The organism is Agromyces aerolatus (genome assembly GCF_031432255.1).
In the GTDB taxonomy this organism is placed as follows: domain Bacteria; phylum Actinomycetota; class Actinomycetes; order Actinomycetales; family Microbacteriaceae; genus Agromyces.
Map to the genome: position 1 here is coordinate 109,048 of NZ_JAVKGQ010000003.1, position 17,025 is coordinate 126,072.

Sequence of the window (17,025 nt, forward strand, 5' to 3'; positions counted from 1 at the left end):
ACATTTGCACCTGCCCGAGTGGTCCACGTCAGGGCTGCGCGGCCGTTCGGGTCATCGACTCGAACGCAGCGGTGAACGCGTCGACGAATGCCCGGTCGTCGGCCAGGTCGCCGAACCAGTCGCGGTGTGCCAGGAAGCGCTGCGGATCTGCATCGGCGTCCGAGATCGCCGCAGCGACGAGGTCGTGATTGCGGTCGTCGAGCGAAGCCCCCGACGAGAGCACCTTCCGCGCGTGAGCCGCCCAGGCGGCGACGACGGCCGCCGCAGCGGGTGACGCCAGCCCCGCCGCGGACCGATCCCGGGCGACCGGGACCAGGAACTTCGGGATGCGGTCGCTCGCGTCCGTCGCGAGCCGGCGCAACGTGTCCCGGATGAACGGGTTCCCGAACCGTTCCATCAACTCCGACCGGTAGGCGGCCAGGTCGATGCCAGGGACCGCCGCGAGTGTCGGGGCGGCCTCGGCCCGCATGTACCGCTCGACGAGCTCGCGCACGTGTGGATCGGCTACGGCCTCGTGGACGTAGTCGTAGCCGGCGAGCAGGCCTGGGTACGCCATCGCCTGATGGCTGCCGTTCAACAGCCGCAGTTTCATTCGTTCGTACGGTTCGACGTCATCCACCACCTGGACGCCGACCTCTTCCCAGGCCGGTCGTCCGAGCGTGAACCGGTCCTCGATGACCCACTGCACGAAGGGCTCGCAGACCACGGGCCAGGCGTCGTCGATCCCGAACGCCGTGCGCACCAGCTCGCGTTCGGCGTCGGTCGTGACGGGCGTGATGCGGTCGACCATGCTGTTCGGGAAGGCCACCTCGTCGCGGATCCAGTTCGCGAACTCGGCGCCGTGCGCCAGGCCGGCGAACGCCACGAGCGCGCGACGCGCGACGTCGCCGTTTCCCAGGATGTTGTCGCATGAGACCACGGTGAATGGCGCGACGCCGCGCTCACGCCGCAGTTTGAGGCCGGCTGCGAGCACCCCGAACACCGTACGCGGTGAGCTCGAGGCGGCGTCGGCGACGATATCCGGGTTCGCGAGATCGAACTCGCCCGTGACGTCCGACGTGTGGTACCCACCCTCGGTGATGGTGAGCGAGACGATGCGGATCGTCGGCGAGGCGAGGGCCTCGAGCACCGCACGGGGGGAGTCGGGTGCGTGCAGATAGTCGATGATCGAGCCGATCCTGGTGCCCGCCATCGCTCCGTCGGCCGCCCGCTCGACCAGCGTGTAGGTGAAGTCCTGTGTGCGCAGCACCTCGCCCATTCGGGCGTCGCGGGCAAGGAGCCCGACGCCGACGATCCCCCAGTCGTCCGCTTCCCCGCGCCGGATGAGACGGTCGAGATACATCGCCTGGTGCGACCGGTGGAAGTTGCCGACGCCGAAGTGCAGGATGCCGGGCGTCACGCGACGGCGGTCGGGCGCGGGCAGCGCGCGGGCGGGCCCAGGGGCGGTGGTGGGCTGGTGCTCGCGGTCGGGCATCGCGCTCCTCGGATCGTGAATTGACAGGGACTCGGGTCCAGCGTACAAATGGTAAATCGTTTGTTCAAGCACAGATCGGCGTCAATGACGATGAACTTCGCCCCCCTCGGTTTCTTCGACCCACTCCCACGAGTGCTCGTCGCGGACGATTTCGACCACGGCGTGAGCGGATGGCTCGACCTCCGCCCGAACTTCGTCGCCCCCGGGTTCCGCGAGCATTCCGACGACATCGACCTGATCCACTGGGGCCCGACGATGCTCAGCTCGGCGACGTTCGCGTTCGGCGGCACGCACGGATCGGCGCAGGGCACGTACTCGCTCAAGATCTCCAGCCGCGCCGCAGCCGCTGCCCCCGACCAGCCGCCCGCTCCGGGGTCGATGGGGCTGTCGATCAAGCGCCTCGCGGTACCGGCGGACGTTCGCCGGCTGCGCGTCGAGACGCTCTTCGCCTACAAGGCCGAGCAGGATCGCCCCGGGCTGGGCGTCAACGACGTGCGCGCGTTCGGCATGTTCGTCGACCTCCAGGACGGCGAACACCGGTACATGCCGGGCGTCCGATACGTGAACGCGCTCGAAGGCCGACCCGTCAGGCGGTGGCAGTACTACAGCCGGACCGACGCCACCGACGCCGAGTGGAGCTACGGCGCCGACGGCTGGCACAAGGCGGGCATCGACCCGCAATGGTTCGGGCAGCGCTTCGCCGATGGCTCGACGGTCGCGACCTCGTGGTTCGACGACGGCGAGCAGCACCTGATCTACAACGAGTCCGACGACAAGCTCAACTGGACGCCGCTGTCGCTCACCGTCAACCTCGAGACCCGCAGCTACGAGGAGTTCCGCGTGGGCGGCCGGCGGTTCACCTTCCCCGCCGGTGCAGGCCCGACGCTCGCGCCGGCCTACAACGACATCGAGGGCCTGCTCAATCCGGTCTTCTTCGTGGAGGCCGACACCGCCCGGCGCGTGTCGCTCTTCCTCGACTCCGTGGTCATCTCGGCCGAGACGGGAGCACGGGCATGAAGCACTTCTCCACCTCCGTCGTCGAGTTGCGTCAGGACTTCGCCTCGGCCATCGAAACCCATCCCTTCGAGTGCGGATGGGCCGAGGAAGCCATCTTCTTCGTCGAAGTGCACGATGCGTCGCCGGGCACGACCATCACCCTCCGCGTCCAGCTGAGCCCCGACGGCATCCGCTGGCTCGACGAGGGCACGACGCTCGCCGTCGCCGACTCCGCATTCGTCCGGGTCACCCAGTTCGGCGGATTCCTCCGGCTCGTGGGAATCGCTACCACCGAGGACGGCCGGGAGACGCCCTGCGTGCTCTCCGTCCGGCTCGCCCTGAAAGGATAGGAAGAGAGAACGATGACGTTTCGAATCAACAAGGCCACGGTCGGCGCGACCGTCGGCACGGCGCTCGAGTGGTACGACTTCTCGCTCTATGCGACCGCCAGTGCATTGGTCTTTCCCGCCGTGTTCTTCCCGACACAGGACACGCTGACGGCGACGCTCGCGTCGTTCGCCACGTTCGCGGTGGGCTTCTTCGCCCGGCCGGTCGGCGGGGTGATCATCGGCAATCTCGGCGACCGGTACGGCCGCCGCCAGATGCTGTTCCTCACGCTGGTCCTCATGGGCATCTCGTCGACCCTGATCGGCCTGATTCCCGATGCGGCGACCATCGGCATCGCGGCGCCGATCCTGCTGATCGTGCTCCGTGTGCTGCAGGGCTTCGGTGCGGGCGGCGAGTATGCCGGCGCCACGTTGCTCGCAGCCGAGCACTCGTCCGACTCGTCGCGCGGATTGAACGCCGCGATCCCGGGCGCGGGCAACGCCGCGGGCGCCCTGCTGGCGACGGGTGTGCTGACCGTGCTGAACACGACGCTGCCCGAGGAGGCGTTCCTGAGCTGGGGCTGGCGCGTCGCATTCCTCGCGAGCATCCTGGTCTGCGTCGTCGGCATCATCATCCGGCTGAAGGTACCCGAGAGCCCGGAGTTCGCGGAGTCGAAGGCCCAGCGGGACGTTCCTCGGGTCGCGCTCACCGAGCTCTTCCGCTCAGCCGGCCGCCGGGTTCCGCTCGCCATGCTCGCGAGCATCGGGCCGAACGTCGCCAGCTACCTGCCGTCGGTGTACGCGCTCACGTACCTCGCGACGGTGGTCGGCGCGCCGGCCTGGATCGGCCTCACCGGCATCCTCATCGGCAATCTGCTCAAGCTGGTCACGATCCCGCTCGCGGGATGGATCTCCGACCGGGTCGGCCGCCGGCCGGTGTTCCTCGCGGGGGCCATCGGGGCGGCACTGCTGGTGTTCCCGTTCTTCTTCCTGCTGAACACGGGCACCCCCATCCTGGTGTGGATCGCGCTCGTGCTGATCTTCACGTTCTGCAACGACGCCATGCTCGCCGCGCAGTCCGGCTTCATGTCGGAGCTGTTCGATGTCCGGCACCGGTACACCGGCGTCACCTTCAGCCGCGAGATCACGGGCGCGCTCGTGGGCGGCACCCTGCCGTTCGTGGCGGCGGCGCTCACCTCGGCCGCCGACGGCGGCTTCTGGCTGGTCGCGCTGTACTGCACGCTGCTCATGGCGCTCGCCGCGATCGGCATGTTCTTCCTCCCGGAGACGCGGAAGCTCGTCGCCGACGCGTCGAAGACGGCCGCCGTCTCCGCATGAGCTCGTCGGGTCGGGGCGTCGGATTCGCCGACGCCCCGACCCGCCGTCATAGTTGAAGCATGGATGAATCGGCGGAACACGGGACACGAGGCTCCGTGTTCCGCCGATCCATCCGTCTCTCAGACGTCGCCGCCGACGCCAACGTCTCGGTCGCGCTGGTCTCCCGGGTGCTGAACGGCGATCCGAAGGCCCGGGCGACGGCCGAGACCAAGGCGCGCATCATCGAGGTAGCGAATCGGCTCGGCTACGTGCCGAACGTCGCGGCGAAGAGCCTGCGGAAGAGCAGGACCGGTCTGCTCGGCCTCGTCGTGCACGACCTCTCGAGCCCGATCTACCTGGAGCTGCTGCGCGGGGCGCGTGAGGCCGCGGCCGAGCGGAACTACTTCCTCGTGCTCGGCGACGTCGACGAGCTGCTGAGCGACGATGAGGCGTTCAACATCCTCGTCAACGGCAAACGCGTCGACGGGCTCGTCGTCCAGGGCGGCCACGGCGAGTTCGACCGCCGGGCCGTCGAGATCGCGCGCGCGCTTCCCACGGTCGTCGTGAACGCGCCGGCCGGCCCCGGCGAAGCCGGCATCTCCCATGTGTATCCGGATGAGCGCGCCGCCACCCGTCTGCTCACCGAGCACCTGCTCTCGCTCGGCCACACGCGGATCGGCCTGGTGTCGGGCCCGCGTGGATCGACGACGAATCTGCTCCGAGAAGCGGGGATGCGTTCGGCGCTGCACGAGGTCGGCTTCGAACTCCGCGAACAGGATTGCGTGTACGGCGAGTGGTCTGCCGACGGCGGCCGGGCAGGTGTCGGCGAGCTCGCCGGCCGGTGGGCCGGTGCGCCGGATCGCCCGACCGCACTCATTGCGGGCAATTCGCTCATCGGTATGGGCATCCTCGCCGGCGCTGCCGAGCTGGGCATCGCGGTGCCCCGTGACATCTCGGTCGCGGCCGTCCACGACACGTGGCTCAACGAGCACCTGGTTCCGGCGCTGACGACGGTCAGCCTGCCGCTGCATGAGATGGGCGTCGTCGCGGTTCGCCAGCTGCTGGCCGGATCGGACGAGGTCAGGGACATCCTGCTCGAGAACCCCCCGGTGCTCCACCCTCGCGCCTCGACCAGCGCCGAGGCCGCGGCACCGTCGGCGTAGCGATCGCCCGCGCCGGCACGCATCGACACACCTCGCCCCCTTGGTGCGCCGAACAGCCGATCGATGCCTGACCGTGCTGGATGAGCACGGCCCGGATCCGCTGCGCAGCCTCGAAGGCGGCCTGATCGTCGGGCATGCGCTCGACCGATCGGGCGGCCTCGGAAGAGGGTCGCGAATGGTCGCCCGACACGTTCGCGAACGACCATTCGCGACCCCACCCCGAGGCATCCGCAAAGATGAAGAAGACCCGGGTCGATGACCCGGCCGGACGTGCAGTTCCGATTACGCTTGCGTCGTGAAGCTTCACTCGAGGGCAAGATGAGCGGCTGCTCCGCCGGCTGCTCCGCCTGCTGCTCGGGCTGCGAGATGGGCTGATGTCTCCGCGGAAGGAACCCACCCCTCAGGTGTTGAGCATTCGGCCCTCGATCGGATCTGCGGAGTATCCGGCGCTCGCTGCGATCTGGCGTGGCGCCGTGGACGCGACGCACGACTTCCTTGCGGATGCGGATCGCGACGAGATCGAGGCCAGGTTGCAGTCCGACTACTTTCCGGCAGTCGTCATCTCAGTCGCAGAGCGTGACGGTCGACCGGTCGGATTCTCGGGCGTGCTCGACGGAACGCTGGAGATGCTGTTCGTCGATGCGAGGCAACGCGACAGCGGGATCGGCACAGCGCTTCTCACCCATGCGATCAGGGAACACGGCGTCACCACCGTCGATGTCAACGAGCAGAACGTCTCGGCTGCGGCCTTCTACGCTCACCGCGGATTCGAGGTCGTCGGTCGCAGCGAGACCGACGAGGCCGGTCGGCCGTACCCGTTGCTCCACATGAGGCTCAGCTCGCCGTCCTGACCACATTCCCGAAGCATCCGGAAAACGACGAAGGCCCCGATCTCTGAGATCGGGGCCTTCGAACCGCGGTGCGCAAGGGGGGAGTTGAACCCCCACGCCCTTTCGGGCACACGGACCTGAACCGTGCGCGTCTGCCTATTCCGCCACTTGCGCATACCGATTCGCACACTCAGGCGCGCATCAGCCAACCGAGACTAACATCTCGACTCGGGGATCGCCATTCGGCCCATCGTCCCCCAATCCTTCACCCTCCGGACTCGCACCAGGCGAGGCATCCGGAATACCATCGAAAACCTGGGTTCAGGTGCCCGGCCGACGTGCGATGAAAGGACCGCTCACGTGACCCACTCCCCCGCGACGCATGCGCCCGATCTGGGCGCGATCCGCGGCTGGCTGTTCGACCTCGATGGCGTGCTCACGCCGACCGCCGACGTCCACATGCACGCGTGGTCGCGCCTGTTCACGCCCGTGCTCGAGGCGGCGGGCGTCGCGCCGTACACCGACGCCGACTACTACGCCTACATCGACGGCAAGCCGCGCTACGACGGCGTGCGCTCGCTGCTCGCGAGCCGCGGCATCACCCTGCCCGAGGGCGATGTGACCGATGCGCCCGAGCTCGACACCGTGCACGGCCTCGGCAACCGCAAGAACGCCGCCTTCAACGCCACCCTCGCCGAAGAGGGCGTCGCCGCGTACCCGGCGAGCGTCGCGTTCCTCGACGCGGTCCAGGCGCGCGGATGCCTCGTGGCGGTCGTGTCGAGCTCGAAGAACGCGCCGTCCGTGCTGCTCGCCGCGGGGCTCGCCCCGCGGTTCGAGGTCGTCGTCGACGGTGCCGTGGCCGCGCGCGAGGGCATCCCCGGCAAGCCCGCGCCCGACACGTATCTCGCCGCGGCCGAGCGGCTCGGCCTCGACCCCGCGGTATGCGCGGTCGTCGAGGATGCCGAGTCGGGCGTGCGCGCGGGCGCTGCCGGCCCGTTCGGCGCGGTCGTCGGCGTCGACCGCGGGGCGGGCGCCGATGCGCTGCGCGCGCTGGGTGCCGACGTGGTCGTGCGGGAACTGGACGAGTTGATCCCCGCTCTCGGTCTCGATACGCGTCCTCCTTCGTCGGGCGCTACTCGACCAGCGGGAGACTCGTCGGGCGCTACTCGACCATCGGATGTACCAGCGGATGTTGAAGAGGAAGAGGCATGAAGTTCGCGGACACCGATCCCCTGAACCTGAGCCGATTCCCGAACGATGAGTGGGCGCTCGTCGAGACGGAGTTCGGGTTCGACGACCAGGGGCGCACCGAGACGCTGTTCGCCGTCGGCAACGGCTACCTCGGGTTGCGCGGCAATGTCGAGGAGGGCCGCGACGGGCATATGCACGGCACGTTCGTGAACGGCTTCCACGAGACGTGGCCGATCCGGCATGCCGAGGAGGCGTTCGGCTTCGCGCGCGTCGGCCAGACGATCGTGAACGCGCCCGACGCGAAGGTCATCCGCCTGTACGTCGACGACGAGCCGCTCGTCATGACGGAGGCGGAGATCCTGTCGTACGAGCGCCGGCTCGACTTCCGCACGGGCACGCTCAGCCGCTCGATCGAGTGGCGCACCCCGTCGGGCAAGCGCGTGCTGATTACGAGCCGGCGCATGACGAGCTTCACCGACCGGCATCTCGCGCTCATGGACTATGAGGTCGAGCTGCTCGACGCCGACGCGGCCATCACGATCTCGAGCCACATCCTGAACCGCCAGGACGGGCGCGACGAATACCGTTCGGGCGTCACCGAGGCGCCCGGCGAGTTCGACCCGCGGAAGGCCGAGACGTTCACCGAGCGGGTGCTGCAGCCGCGCGTGAAGCGGCACGGCGAAGGCCGCTACATGCTCGCCTACCAGACCACGAACTCGGGCATGGCGATCGCGGTCGGCGCGCAGCACTCGATCGAGACCGAGAACCCGTTCTCGGAGTCGGGTTCGATCGGCGACGACCTCGCGAAGCACATCTACAAGGTGCACGCGAGCCAGGGCGTGCCGATCCGCGTGACGAAGGCCGTGAGCTACCACACCGCCCGCAAAGTTCCGGCGCGCGAGCTCGTCGACCGCGCGGATCGCACGCTCGATCGCGCCGCGGAGCTCGGCGTGGCCGAGATCTTCGCGCAGCAGCGCGCGTGGCTCGACGACTACTGGACGAGGTCCGATGTCGAGGTGCCGGCTCAGGCGCAGCTGCAGCAGGCGATCCGCTGGAATCTGTTCCAGCTCGGCCAGGCGACCGCCCGCACCGACGGCGGCGGCGTGGCGGCGAAGGGCGTCTCGGGTTCGGGCTACGGCGGGCACTACTTCTGGGACTCCGAGATCTACGTGATGCCGTTCCTCAGCTACACCGCGCCGATCGTGGCGCGGAACGTGCTGCGGTTCCGGCAGAAGATGCTCGATGCGGCACGGGCGCGCGCCCTCGAGCTGAACCAGCTCGGCGCGCTGTTCCCGTGGCGCACGATCAACGGCCTCGAGTCCAGCGCGTACTACGCGGCGGGCACCGCGCAGTACCACATCGACGCCGACATCTCGTATGCGCTCATGCAGTATGTGCAGGCGACCGGCGACGAGGACTTCCTCGCGCGCGGCGCGATCGACATCCTGGTCGAGACGGCCCGGCTCTGGGAGGACCTCGGCTTCTGGCGTTCCAACGCGGACGACGTCTTCCACATCCACGGCGTGACCGGCCCCGACGAGTACACGACCGTCGTGAACGACAACCTGTACACGAACGTCATGGCCCGCGCGAACCTCGAGGCCGCCGCGAAGGCGGTCGACGAGCTGCAGGTGCACCAGCCCGACGAGTACCGTCGCCTGATCGAGCGGCTCGGCGTCACGCCGGCCGAGGTCGCGAGCTGGCGTCGGGCGGCCGCGCACATGCACATCCCGTTCGACGACAAGCTCGGCGTGCACCCGCAGGACGCGGCGTTCCTCGAGAAGGAGCTGTGGGACCTCGAGCACACGCCCGAGAACCGTCGCCCGCTGCTGCTGCACTATCACCCGCTGGTGATCTACCGCTTCCAGGTGCTGAAGCAGGCCGACGTCGTGCTCGCGCTGTTCCTGCAGGGCCACCGGTTCTCGATGGAGCAGAAGCTCGCCGACTTCGAGTACTACGACCCGCTGACGACGGGCGACTCGACGCTGTCGGCGGTCGTGCAGTCGATCATCGCGGCCGAGGTCGGCTACCACGAGCTCGCGCTCCGGTATTTCCGGGCCGCGCTGTTCGTCGACCTGGCCGATCTGCACCACAACGCCGCCGACGGCGTGCACGTCGCGTCGACGGGTGGCGTGTGGGCGGCGCTCGCGTTCGGCTTCGGCGGATTCCGCGACCACAACGGCCGGTTCACGTTCGACCCGCGGCTGCCCGACGGCTGGGAGTCGCTGACGTTCCGGGTGTCGCTGAAGGGCAGCCGGGTGCGCACGCGGGTCGAGCACGATGCGATCACGTTCACGGTCGAGACGGGCGATGGGGCGGATGTCTCGGTGCGCGGCCGCGCGGTCGAGATCCGGCCCGGGGCCGACGTGCGGGTACCGCTCGACGGGCAGGGTCCGCGCATCCTGGGCGCGCCGACCATGCGCGACGTCACGGGCATCAGGCGGGCCGACGGCACGCTGCTGACCGCGTCGATCCCGACCCTGTCACTCGACGTGGATGCGGCCGACTCGCCCATACCGGTCGACTGACGAGACTCGTTCTCAGCCCTTCGCGCTATTCTGTCGCGAAGTCATCACGGATATACCGATCGGGAGACACGTGGGCCTACTGGACAACTTCGAGAAGGGTCTCGAGCGCGCCGTCAACGGCGCGTTCGCGAAGACCTTCCGCTCGGGGCTGCAGCCGGTGGAGATCACCGCGGCACTCAAGCGCGAGATCGACACCAAGGCCGCCGTCGTGTCACGCGACCGCGTGCTGGTGCCCAACACGTTCACGGTGCGCATGGCACCGGAGGACCACGACCGGATGTCCCGCCTGGGCCCGGCGCTCATCGACGAGCTCGTCGACCTCGTGCAGAAGCATGCGGCGAGCCAGCGGTTCCAGTTCGCGGGCGGCATCTCGATCGCGTTGACGCCCGACGACAGCCTCTCGGTCGGCATGGTCCAGGTCGACTCGGCCAACACCAAGGGCGATGTGGCGTGGACGCCCGTGCTCGACGTGAACGGCCGGCGGTACCCCATCCTCAAGGGCCGCACGGTGATCGGCCGCGGCAGCGAGGCCGACGTCACGCTCGACGACACCGGCGCGTCGCGCCGCCACGCCGAGGTGCAGTGGGACGGCTCGCGCGCCCGCGTGCGCGACCTCGGTTCGACGAACGGCACCCAGCTGAACGGCTCGCCCGTGAAAGAGGCGGTGCTCGAGCCCGACTCGGTGATCACCATCGGCCGGTCGCGGATCGTGTTCCGGGTGCTGGCGCAGGCCAGCACCGAGACCGGGGGCCGGTCCGGTGGCGGGTCGCGCGGCGGCGACCTCGGCGGATTCTGGGGGCCGGCCTCGTGAGCGAACTGACCCTGCTCGTCCTCCAGCTCGGCTTCCTGCTGCTGCTGTGGGTCTTCGTCTTCTCCATCGTCTACGCGCTGCGCAGCGACCTCTTCGGTCAGCGGGTGCGCAAGTTCCCGGATGCCGCGACGGCGGCCGCCGCGCCGGCCCCCGCGCCGGCCGCGGCTGCTGCGCCGTCGGCGTTCCCGTCGTCGCAGGTCTCCTCGGCCCCGACCGAGGCCGTCAACCAGCCGCCCGTGGCATCCGACCACGCCTCGACCGACAACGCGACCCGCCTCGTGATCACGTCCGGCGCCAAGTCGGGCGCCGAGTTCCCGCTGGGCCGCGACGAGATCACCATCGGCCGTTCGAGCGACTCGGCGATCATCATCCGCGACGACTACACCTCGACCCACCACGCCCGGCTCATGCTGTGGAACGGCCGGTGGATGATCCAGGACCTCGACTCCACGAACGGTACGTTCCTCGACGGCTCCCGAGTGACCGTGCCGACGCCCGTTCCGCTCGGAGCCACGGTCAAAGTCGGAGCGACGACGTTCGAGCTGCGGCGGTAGCCGATGGCCTCGGTCAAAGCGAGCGCGGCCGTCTCGCATGTCGGACGGGTCCGCGCGAACAACCAGGACTCCGGGTATGCCGGTCGGCAGTTGTTCTTCGTCGCCGACGGCATGGGCGGGCACGCGGGTGGCGACGTGGCGAGCGCGATCGCGACGCACCGCATCGCCGAGTCCGACGTCGAGTATCCGAGCGCGGCGGAGGCGGCGTCCTCGCTCGAGGCCGCCCTGCTCGCCGCCAACCGCCGCATCACCGAGACCGTCGCCGACCATTCCGAGCTGACGGGCATGGGCACGACGGTCAGCGCGCTGCTCATCGACGGCGACCGGGCGGTCATCGCGCACATCGGCGACTCGCGAATCTATCTGCTGCGATCGGGTGAGCTCAGCCAGATCTCGACGGATCACACGTTCGTGCAGCGACTCGTCGACGCCGGCCGCATCACGGCCGAGGAGGCGATGGTGCACCCCCGCCGCTCGGTGCTCATGCGCGTGCTCGGCGACGTCGAGTCCTCGCCGGAGGTCGACACGATGGTGCTCGACACGAGGCCGGGCGACCGCTGGGTGCTCTGCTCCGACGGGCTCTCCGGCGTGGTGTCGTTCGACGAGCTGCACGAGCTGATCGCGGCCGACGCCGGCGCGAAGCAGATCGCCGACCGGCTCGTCAAGGCGTCGCTCGACGGCGGCGCACCCGACAACGTCACCGTGGTCGTCGTCGACATCGGCGAACCCGCCGCACCCGACACGCCGCCGCTCATCGTCGGATCCGCGGCCGCACCGCTGGCCTTCGGCCAGCCCGCGGAGCCCGCGCGCTCGCGCGGCATCTTCCTGACCCCGTTCCGCCCGCACCCGGTGCAGGAGACGCACTTCGAGCCCGACTCCGACGAGTTCTTCGACGAGCTCATCGAGGAGGACGCCAGACGCCGCAGGCGCCGCCGGTTCGTCTGGGGGTTCTGGATCGTGCTGCTGATCGGCGCGATCGTCGCCGCGTTCGTCCTCGGCTATCAGTGGACGCAGACCCGCTACTACGTGGGCGAGTCGAACGGCCGGGTGGCCGTGTACCAGGGCATCCAGCAAGACCTCGGGCCGATCTCGCTGCACGAGCTGCACAGCGAGACGAACATCGACGTCGCCGAGCTGCGCACCTACGACCAGCAGCGCGTGGCGCAGACGATCACGGCGGGCAGCCTCGCCGAGGCGCTGACCATCGTGCAGCGACTGGAGGAATCCCTTGAGTGACCGCGGACGAGGCCAGACCCCGCCGCGCGGCACCGCCGTGCGGTCGGATACGCCGCCCACGGGCGTGCGGCGTATCCGCCTGCCGCAGCGGCTGCGCAACCTCGAGGTGTGGCTGCTGCTCTTCGCGTGCGTGATCAACGCCGCCTCGATCACGCTCGTGCAGCTCGGCGCGCTCGGCACGATCGACACCCAGCTGATCCTGCTCGGCGTCGGCCTCTCGGTGCTCGTGTTCGGGCTGCACATCGCCATGCGGTTCGTCGCGCGCGACGCCGACCCGTTCCTGCTCCCGATCGCGACCGTGCTGAACGGGCTCGGCATCGCGATGATCTACCGCATCGACATCGCGAACGGCGACGCCGGCTGGGACAGCGCCGCGGTCCGGCAGATCGCGTGGAGCGCGATCGCGATCGTCTGCGCGATCGCGGCGATCCTCGTGATCCGCAACCACCGCGTGCTCTTCAGGTACACCTACGTCGCCGGCTTCGTCGCGATCGTGCTCCTGCTGCTCCCGCTCGTGCCCGGTCTCGGGCGCGAGGTCAGCGGCGCGCGGGTCTGGATCGGCTTCGGTGACTTCGCGACGTTCCAGCCGGGTGAGATCGCGAAGATCGCGCTCGCGGTGTTCTTCGCCGGATATCTCGTGCGCAACCGCGACTCGCTCTCCATGGTCGGCAAGCGGTTCCTCGGCATGCAGTTCCCCCGCGCGCGCGACCTCGGACCGCTGCTGATCGTCTGGGCGCTCTCGATGGCCGTGATCGTGTTCCAGCGCGACCTCGGCACGGCCCTGCTGTACTTCGGCCTGTTCCTCGTCATGCTGTACGTCGCGACGAGCCGGCTCTCGTGGGTCGTGCTCGGCCTCACCCTGTTCGTGGCGGGTGCGCTCATCGCGAGCCAAACCCTCGACTACGTGAACAACCGCTTCCAGAACTGGCTCGACCCGTTCGACCAGGAGCGGTACGGCGCCGCGTTCGGCGGGAGCTTCCAGCTCGTCCAAGGGCTGTTCGGCCTCGCGAACGGCGGCTTGATCGGCACCGGCTTGGGCGAGGGCCGCCCCGACATCACGCCGGTGCCGCAGAGCGACTACATCATCGCGTCGCTCGGCGAGGAGCTCGGCCTCGCCGGGATCTTCGCGATCCTCGGGCTGTACGTGCTGTTCGTGGCGCGCGGGTTCCGCATCGGGTTCGCCGGTCAGGACGACTTCGGCAAGCTGCTCGGCGTGGGCCTGTCGTTCACGCTCGCGCTGCAGGTGTTCATCGTCGTGGGCGGCGTCATGCGGGTCATCCCGCTGACCGGCCTGACGACCCCCTTCCTCGCGGCGGGCGGCTCGTCACTCGTGGCGAACTGGATCATCGTCGCGCTGCTCCTCCGGCTCTCCGACACGATCCGGAACCACCCGAGGCTGGTGATCGACGGATGAATCGCGAACTCAAGCGGGTCACCCTGGTCGTCCTGGTCATGTTCCTCACGCTCTTCGTCGCGTCGTCGATCATCCAGTACGCCCAGGCCGAGACGCTCGCGCAGGACCCGCGCAACTCCCGGACGCTCTACGAGAGCTACTCGGTCGAACGCGGCCCGATCCTCGTCGGCGGCGAGCCGATCGCCTTCTCGCAACCGTCCGACGACAACTACCAGTTCCAGCGCGTGTACGCGAACGGGCTGCTCTACGCGCCCGTGACCGGGTTCATCCCCGTCAACGGTGAGGCCACCGGCCTCGAGCGATCGATGAACTCGGTGCTCAGCGGTCAGTCGTCGAGCCAGTTCTTCGACTCGCTCAACCGGCTCATCTCCGGGCAGGACCCGATGGGGGCATCCGTCTCGGTCTCGATCGACCCGGTCGCGCAACAGGCCGCGTGGGACGCGCTCGGGGACTACACCGGCGCGGTCATCGTCACCGAGCCGGCCACCGGGCGCATCCTCGCGATGGTGACCAAGCCGACGTACGACCCGAACGCGCTCGCGGTGCACAGCGGTGCCGAGCTGCAGGCGAACTACGACGCACTCGTCGACGACCCGGGCAAGCCCCTCTTCAACCGGGCCACCGGCGGTGACATGAACCCGCCCGGGTCGGTGTTCAAGCTCGTCGTCACGGCCGCAGCCCTCGAGTCGGGCCAGTACACGCCAGAGAGCACCTTCCCGAACCCGGCGGCCTATACCCTTCCCGGGAGCAGCTCGGTCGTGCGCAACTCGAGCGGCGGCACGTGCGGCGGCGGCGAGGAGGTCACGCTCGCGGACGCGCTGCGACTGTCCTGCAACATCCCGTTCGCCGAGCTCGGCGTCCGACTCGGCGACGACGCCATCCGCGAGCAGGCCGAGAAGTTCGGCTTCAACTCCGAGTTCGAGATCCCGAACCTGACCGAGCCGAGCACCTACCCGCGCGCGCTCGACGACGCGCAGACCGCGCTCACCGCGTTCGGGCAGGGCGACGTGCGCGCGACCCCGCTGCAGATGGCGATGGTGTCCGCCGCGATCGCCAACGGCGGACGCGTGATGAACCCCGACCTCGTCGACGAGGTGACCGCACCCGACCTGAGCCCGCTCGAGCAGTTCGAGGCGTCCGAGTACGGGCGCGCGATCAGCGAGGAAACCGCCGCCACGATGGTCAGGATGATGGTCGACGGCGTCGAAAACGGGGCCGCGAGTAATGCAAGAATAGACGGCGTCAGCGTGGCCGGTAAGACGGGTACAGCGGAGAACGGCGAGAGCGATCCTTACACTCTCTGGTTCACCGGTTTTGCCCCCGCCGACGACCCTCAGTATGCGATCACGGTGCTCGTGGAGGATGGCGGGGGACAGGGTCAGGAGGGGTTCGGCAACGGTATCGCCGCACCCGTCGCACAACAGGTACTAGAGGCGGTGCTGAACAAATGAGACCGAGCGCGGGGCTCACCTTCGGAGGGCGCTACGAGCTGCAGTCCAGGATCGCCATCGGCGGCATGGGCGAGGTGTGGCAGGCGACCGACCTCGTCATCGGGCGACAGGTCGCGATCAAGATCCTCAAGGACGAGTACCTCGGCGACCCCGGCTTCCTCGAGCGCTTCCGCGCCGAGGCACGGCACGCGGCGCTCGTGAACCACGAGGGCATCGCGAACGTCTTCGACTACGGCGAGGAGGACGGCAGCGCCTACCTCGTCATGGAGCTCGTGCCCGGCGAGGCCCTGTCGACGATCCTCGAGCGCGAGCACGTGCTCTCGACCGACAAGGTGCTCGACATCGTGGCGCAGACCGCGGCGGCCCTGCAGGCCGCGCACGCGGCCGGCCTCGTGCACCGCGACATCAAGCCCGGCAACCTGCTCATCACACCCGACGGCCGGGTGAAGATCACCGACTTCGGCATCGCCCGCATCGCCGACCAGGTCCCGCTCACCGCGACCGGCCAGGTCATGGGCACCGTGCAGTACCTGTCGCCCGAGCAGGCGTCGGGCCACCCGGCGTCGCCCACGACCGACATCTACTCGCTCGGCATCGTCGCGTACGAGTGCCTCGCCGGGCGCCGCCCGTTCACGGGCGAGTCGCAGGTCGCGATCGCCATGGCGCAGATCAACGAGACGCCGCCCGACCTGCCGGTCACCGTCTCGGAGCCCGTGCGCAACCTCGTGTACGCGTGCATCGCGAAGAACCCGGCCGACCGGCCGCAGTCCGCGGCGCACCTCGCGCGCGCCGCGCAGGCCCTTCGACGCGGCGACGTGCAGGCGGCCACAGCCGCGGTGCCGGCCGTGCTCGGCGCGGCCGGGGCCACCGCGGCGACCATGCTCATGCCGTCGCAGCAGGGGCAGACCGCCGCGACCACGATCATGCCGAGCGCCGTCCCGAACGGCGAGGGCGAAGACGAGGCCGCCGAGGGCGAGGGCAAGAAGAAGCGCAGCCGCTGGACCTGGCCGCTCATCATCCTGATCGCGATCCTCGCGATCGTGCTGATCGGCACCATCATCGCGCTGCTCTCCAACCAGGGCGACACCCCCGACCCGAGCACGTCGCGCCCGGCGACGACGACCGCGCCGCCGGCCCCGAGCACCACCACGCCCCCGCCCACGACCGAGGCGCCGCAGACCATCCAGGTCGATCGCAACGCCTACCTGGGCATGAACATCGACCAGGCCGCGGCCGAGATCGAGGCGCTCGGCCTGCCGGTGAACCGGCAGGAGAGCGGCAAGGCGACCGAGGCTGGGCAGAACAACACCGTCAGCGACGTGAACCCGTCCGGCCCGGTCTCCCCCGGCACGACCATCACGCTGAGCTTCCTCGGTGCGCCCGACGCGCCGGCCGCGCCCTCCAGCGCGCCGACCGCGAACCCGACCACCGTCCCCGAGGGCGGCAGCGTCGCGGTGAGCTGGCCCGCGCAGACCTGCCCCGCCGGACCCGGGCTGAGCGGGTACCGCCTGATCGGGTCCGACGGGACGTCGCAGCCGATCGGTGCGCAGCAGACGAGCGCGAACCTCGCCCCGCAGACCGCCGGCGCGCTGCAGCTGACGTTCACCTACTTCTGCGGCCAGGTGGAGTCCCCCGCATCGCCCGCGACGACCGTGACCGTCACCGCGGGTGGCAACGGCGGCAACGGTGGCGGCGACGACGAGGAGTGACGACGCCCGAGATCCCCGCCCACCG

General features: G+C 69.5%; 14 protein-coding genes and 1 tRNA gene. 13 read left to right on the top strand and 2 right to left on the bottom strand.

The window, feature by feature from the left end; genetic code table 11:
• Window positions 1–28: 28 nt before the first annotated feature.
• Window positions 29–1,474: a mannitol dehydrogenase family protein gene (locus RH864_RS05360; RefSeq protein WP_310516494.1), complete on the bottom strand. Its 1,446-nt coding sequence runs from the start codon at window positions 1,472–1,474 to the stop codon at window positions 29–31.
• Between the two features lie 90 nt (window positions 1,475–1,564).
• Between RH864_RS05360 and RH864_RS05365 the strand changes: the two genes are divergently transcribed.
• From RH864_RS05365 to RH864_RS05385, 5 genes are all read left to right on the top strand, one after another.
• Window positions 1,565–2,491 (top strand): DUF6772 family protein, encoded by a 927-nt coding sequence (locus RH864_RS05365; RefSeq protein WP_310516495.1) that lies wholly within the window; start codon window positions 1,565–1,567, stop codon window positions 2,489–2,491.
• Entirely contained in the window at window positions 2,488–2,820 is a 333-nt protein-coding gene (locus RH864_RS05370) for a hypothetical protein (protein WP_310516496.1), read from the top strand. The genes RH864_RS05365 and RH864_RS05370 overlap by 4 nt, the downstream gene beginning before the upstream one ends.
• A gap of 12 nt (window positions 2,821–2,832) precedes the next feature.
• On the top strand, window positions 2,833–4,134 hold the full coding sequence (locus RH864_RS05375; protein WP_310516497.1) for an MFS transporter: 1,302 nt from the start codon (window positions 2,833–2,835) through the stop codon (window positions 4,132–4,134).
• Window positions 4,135–4,229: 95 nt separating this feature from the next.
• Entirely contained in the window at window positions 4,230–5,276 is a 1,047-nt protein-coding gene (locus tag RH864_RS05380; protein WP_310516498.1) for a LacI family DNA-binding transcriptional regulator, read from the top strand.
• Between the two features lie 374 nt (window positions 5,277–5,650).
• A complete protein-coding gene (locus RH864_RS05385; RefSeq protein WP_310516499.1) occupies window positions 5,651–6,127 on the top strand; it encodes an acetyltransferase in 477 nt (158 codons plus the stop codon).
• 69 nt (window positions 6,128–6,196) lie between these two features.
• Here the strand turns inward: RH864_RS05385 and RH864_RS05390 are convergent.
• Window positions 6,197–6,280: transfer RNA gene (locus tag RH864_RS05390), tRNA-Leu, on the bottom strand.
• Window positions 6,281–6,466: 186 nt separating this feature from the next.
• On the opposite strand from RH864_RS05390, the gene RH864_RS05395 reads away from it, so the two are divergent.
• From RH864_RS05395 to RH864_RS05430, 8 genes are all read left to right on the top strand, one after another.
• The gene (locus tag RH864_RS05395) at window positions 6,467–7,318 is read left to right on the top strand and encodes an HAD family hydrolase (protein WP_310516500.1); all 852 of its coding nucleotides are present in this window, start codon (window positions 6,467–6,469) and stop codon (window positions 7,316–7,318) included.
• Complete coding sequence (locus tag RH864_RS05400) at window positions 7,315–9,825, top strand: glycoside hydrolase family 65 protein (protein WP_310516501.1); 2,511 nt, start codon at window positions 7,315–7,317, stop codon at window positions 9,823–9,825. The genes RH864_RS05395 and RH864_RS05400 overlap by 4 nt, the downstream gene beginning before the upstream one ends.
• Before the next feature lie 70 nt (window positions 9,826–9,895).
• Window positions 9,896–10,636, top strand: coding sequence for a DUF3662 and FHA domain-containing protein (locus RH864_RS05405; RefSeq protein ID WP_310516502.1), 741 nt, complete (start codon window positions 9,896–9,898; stop codon window positions 10,634–10,636).
• Window positions 10,633–11,190 carry an FHA domain-containing protein FhaB/FipA gene (locus RH864_RS05410; RefSeq protein ID WP_310516503.1) on the top strand — a complete coding sequence of 186 codons (558 nt, stop codon included), beginning with the start codon at window positions 10,633–10,635 and terminating at the stop codon, window positions 11,188–11,190. Before RH864_RS05405 ends, RH864_RS05410 begins: the two co-directional genes overlap by 4 nt.
• Before the next feature lie 3 nt (window positions 11,191–11,193).
• Window positions 11,194–12,426 carry a PP2C family protein-serine/threonine phosphatase gene (locus tag RH864_RS05415; protein WP_310516504.1) on the top strand — a complete coding sequence of 411 codons (1,233 nt, stop codon included), beginning with the start codon at window positions 11,194–11,196 and terminating at the stop codon, window positions 12,424–12,426.
• A complete protein-coding gene (locus RH864_RS05420; RefSeq protein ID WP_396129946.1) occupies window positions 12,419–13,840 on the top strand; it encodes an FtsW/RodA/SpoVE family cell cycle protein in 1,422 nt (473 codons plus the stop codon). Before RH864_RS05415 ends, RH864_RS05420 begins: the two co-directional genes overlap by 8 nt.
• On the top strand, window positions 13,837–15,291 hold the full coding sequence (locus tag RH864_RS05425) for a peptidoglycan D,D-transpeptidase FtsI family protein (protein WP_310516505.1): 1,455 nt from the start codon (window positions 13,837–13,839) through the stop codon (window positions 15,289–15,291). Before RH864_RS05420 ends, RH864_RS05425 begins: the two co-directional genes overlap by 4 nt.
• The gene (locus tag RH864_RS05430; RefSeq protein WP_310516506.1) at window positions 15,288–17,000 is read left to right on the top strand and encodes a serine/threonine-protein kinase; all 1,713 of its coding nucleotides are present in this window, start codon (window positions 15,288–15,290) and stop codon (window positions 16,998–17,000) included. Before RH864_RS05425 ends, RH864_RS05430 begins: the two co-directional genes overlap by 4 nt.
• The last annotated feature ends 25 nt before the right edge of the window (window positions 17,001–17,025 follow it).

What these genes read in the sequence shown, in the direction of transcription:
- RH864_RS05360 (WP_310516494.1), bottom strand. Translation starts at nt 1,474, where the DNA reads ATGCCCGACCGCGAGCACCAGCCCACCACCGCCCCTGGGCCCGCCCGC.
- RH864_RS05365 (WP_310516495.1), top strand. Translation starts at nt 1,565, where the DNA reads ATGAACTTCGCCCCCCTCGGTTTCTTCGACCCACTCCCACGAGTGCTC.
- RH864_RS05370 (WP_310516496.1), top strand. Translation starts at nt 2,488, where the DNA reads ATGAAGCACTTCTCCACCTCCGTCGTCGAGTTGCGTCAGGACTTCGCC.
- RH864_RS05375 (WP_310516497.1), top strand. Translation starts at nt 2,833, where the DNA reads ATGACGTTTCGAATCAACAAGGCCACGGTCGGCGCGACCGTCGGCACG.
- RH864_RS05385 (WP_310516499.1), top strand. Translation starts at nt 5,651, where the DNA reads ATGTCTCCGCGGAAGGAACCCACCCCTCAGGTGTTGAGCATTCGGCCC.
- RH864_RS05400 (WP_310516501.1), top strand. Translation starts at nt 7,315, where the DNA reads ATGAAGTTCGCGGACACCGATCCCCTGAACCTGAGCCGATTCCCGAAC.
- RH864_RS05415 (WP_310516504.1), top strand. Translation starts at nt 11,194, where the DNA reads ATGGCCTCGGTCAAAGCGAGCGCGGCCGTCTCGCATGTCGGACGGGTC.
- RH864_RS05425 (WP_310516505.1), top strand. Translation starts at nt 13,837, where the DNA reads ATGAATCGCGAACTCAAGCGGGTCACCCTGGTCGTCCTGGTCATGTTC.
- RH864_RS05430 (WP_310516506.1), top strand. Translation starts at nt 15,288, where the DNA reads ATGAGACCGAGCGCGGGGCTCACCTTCGGAGGGCGCTACGAGCTGCAG.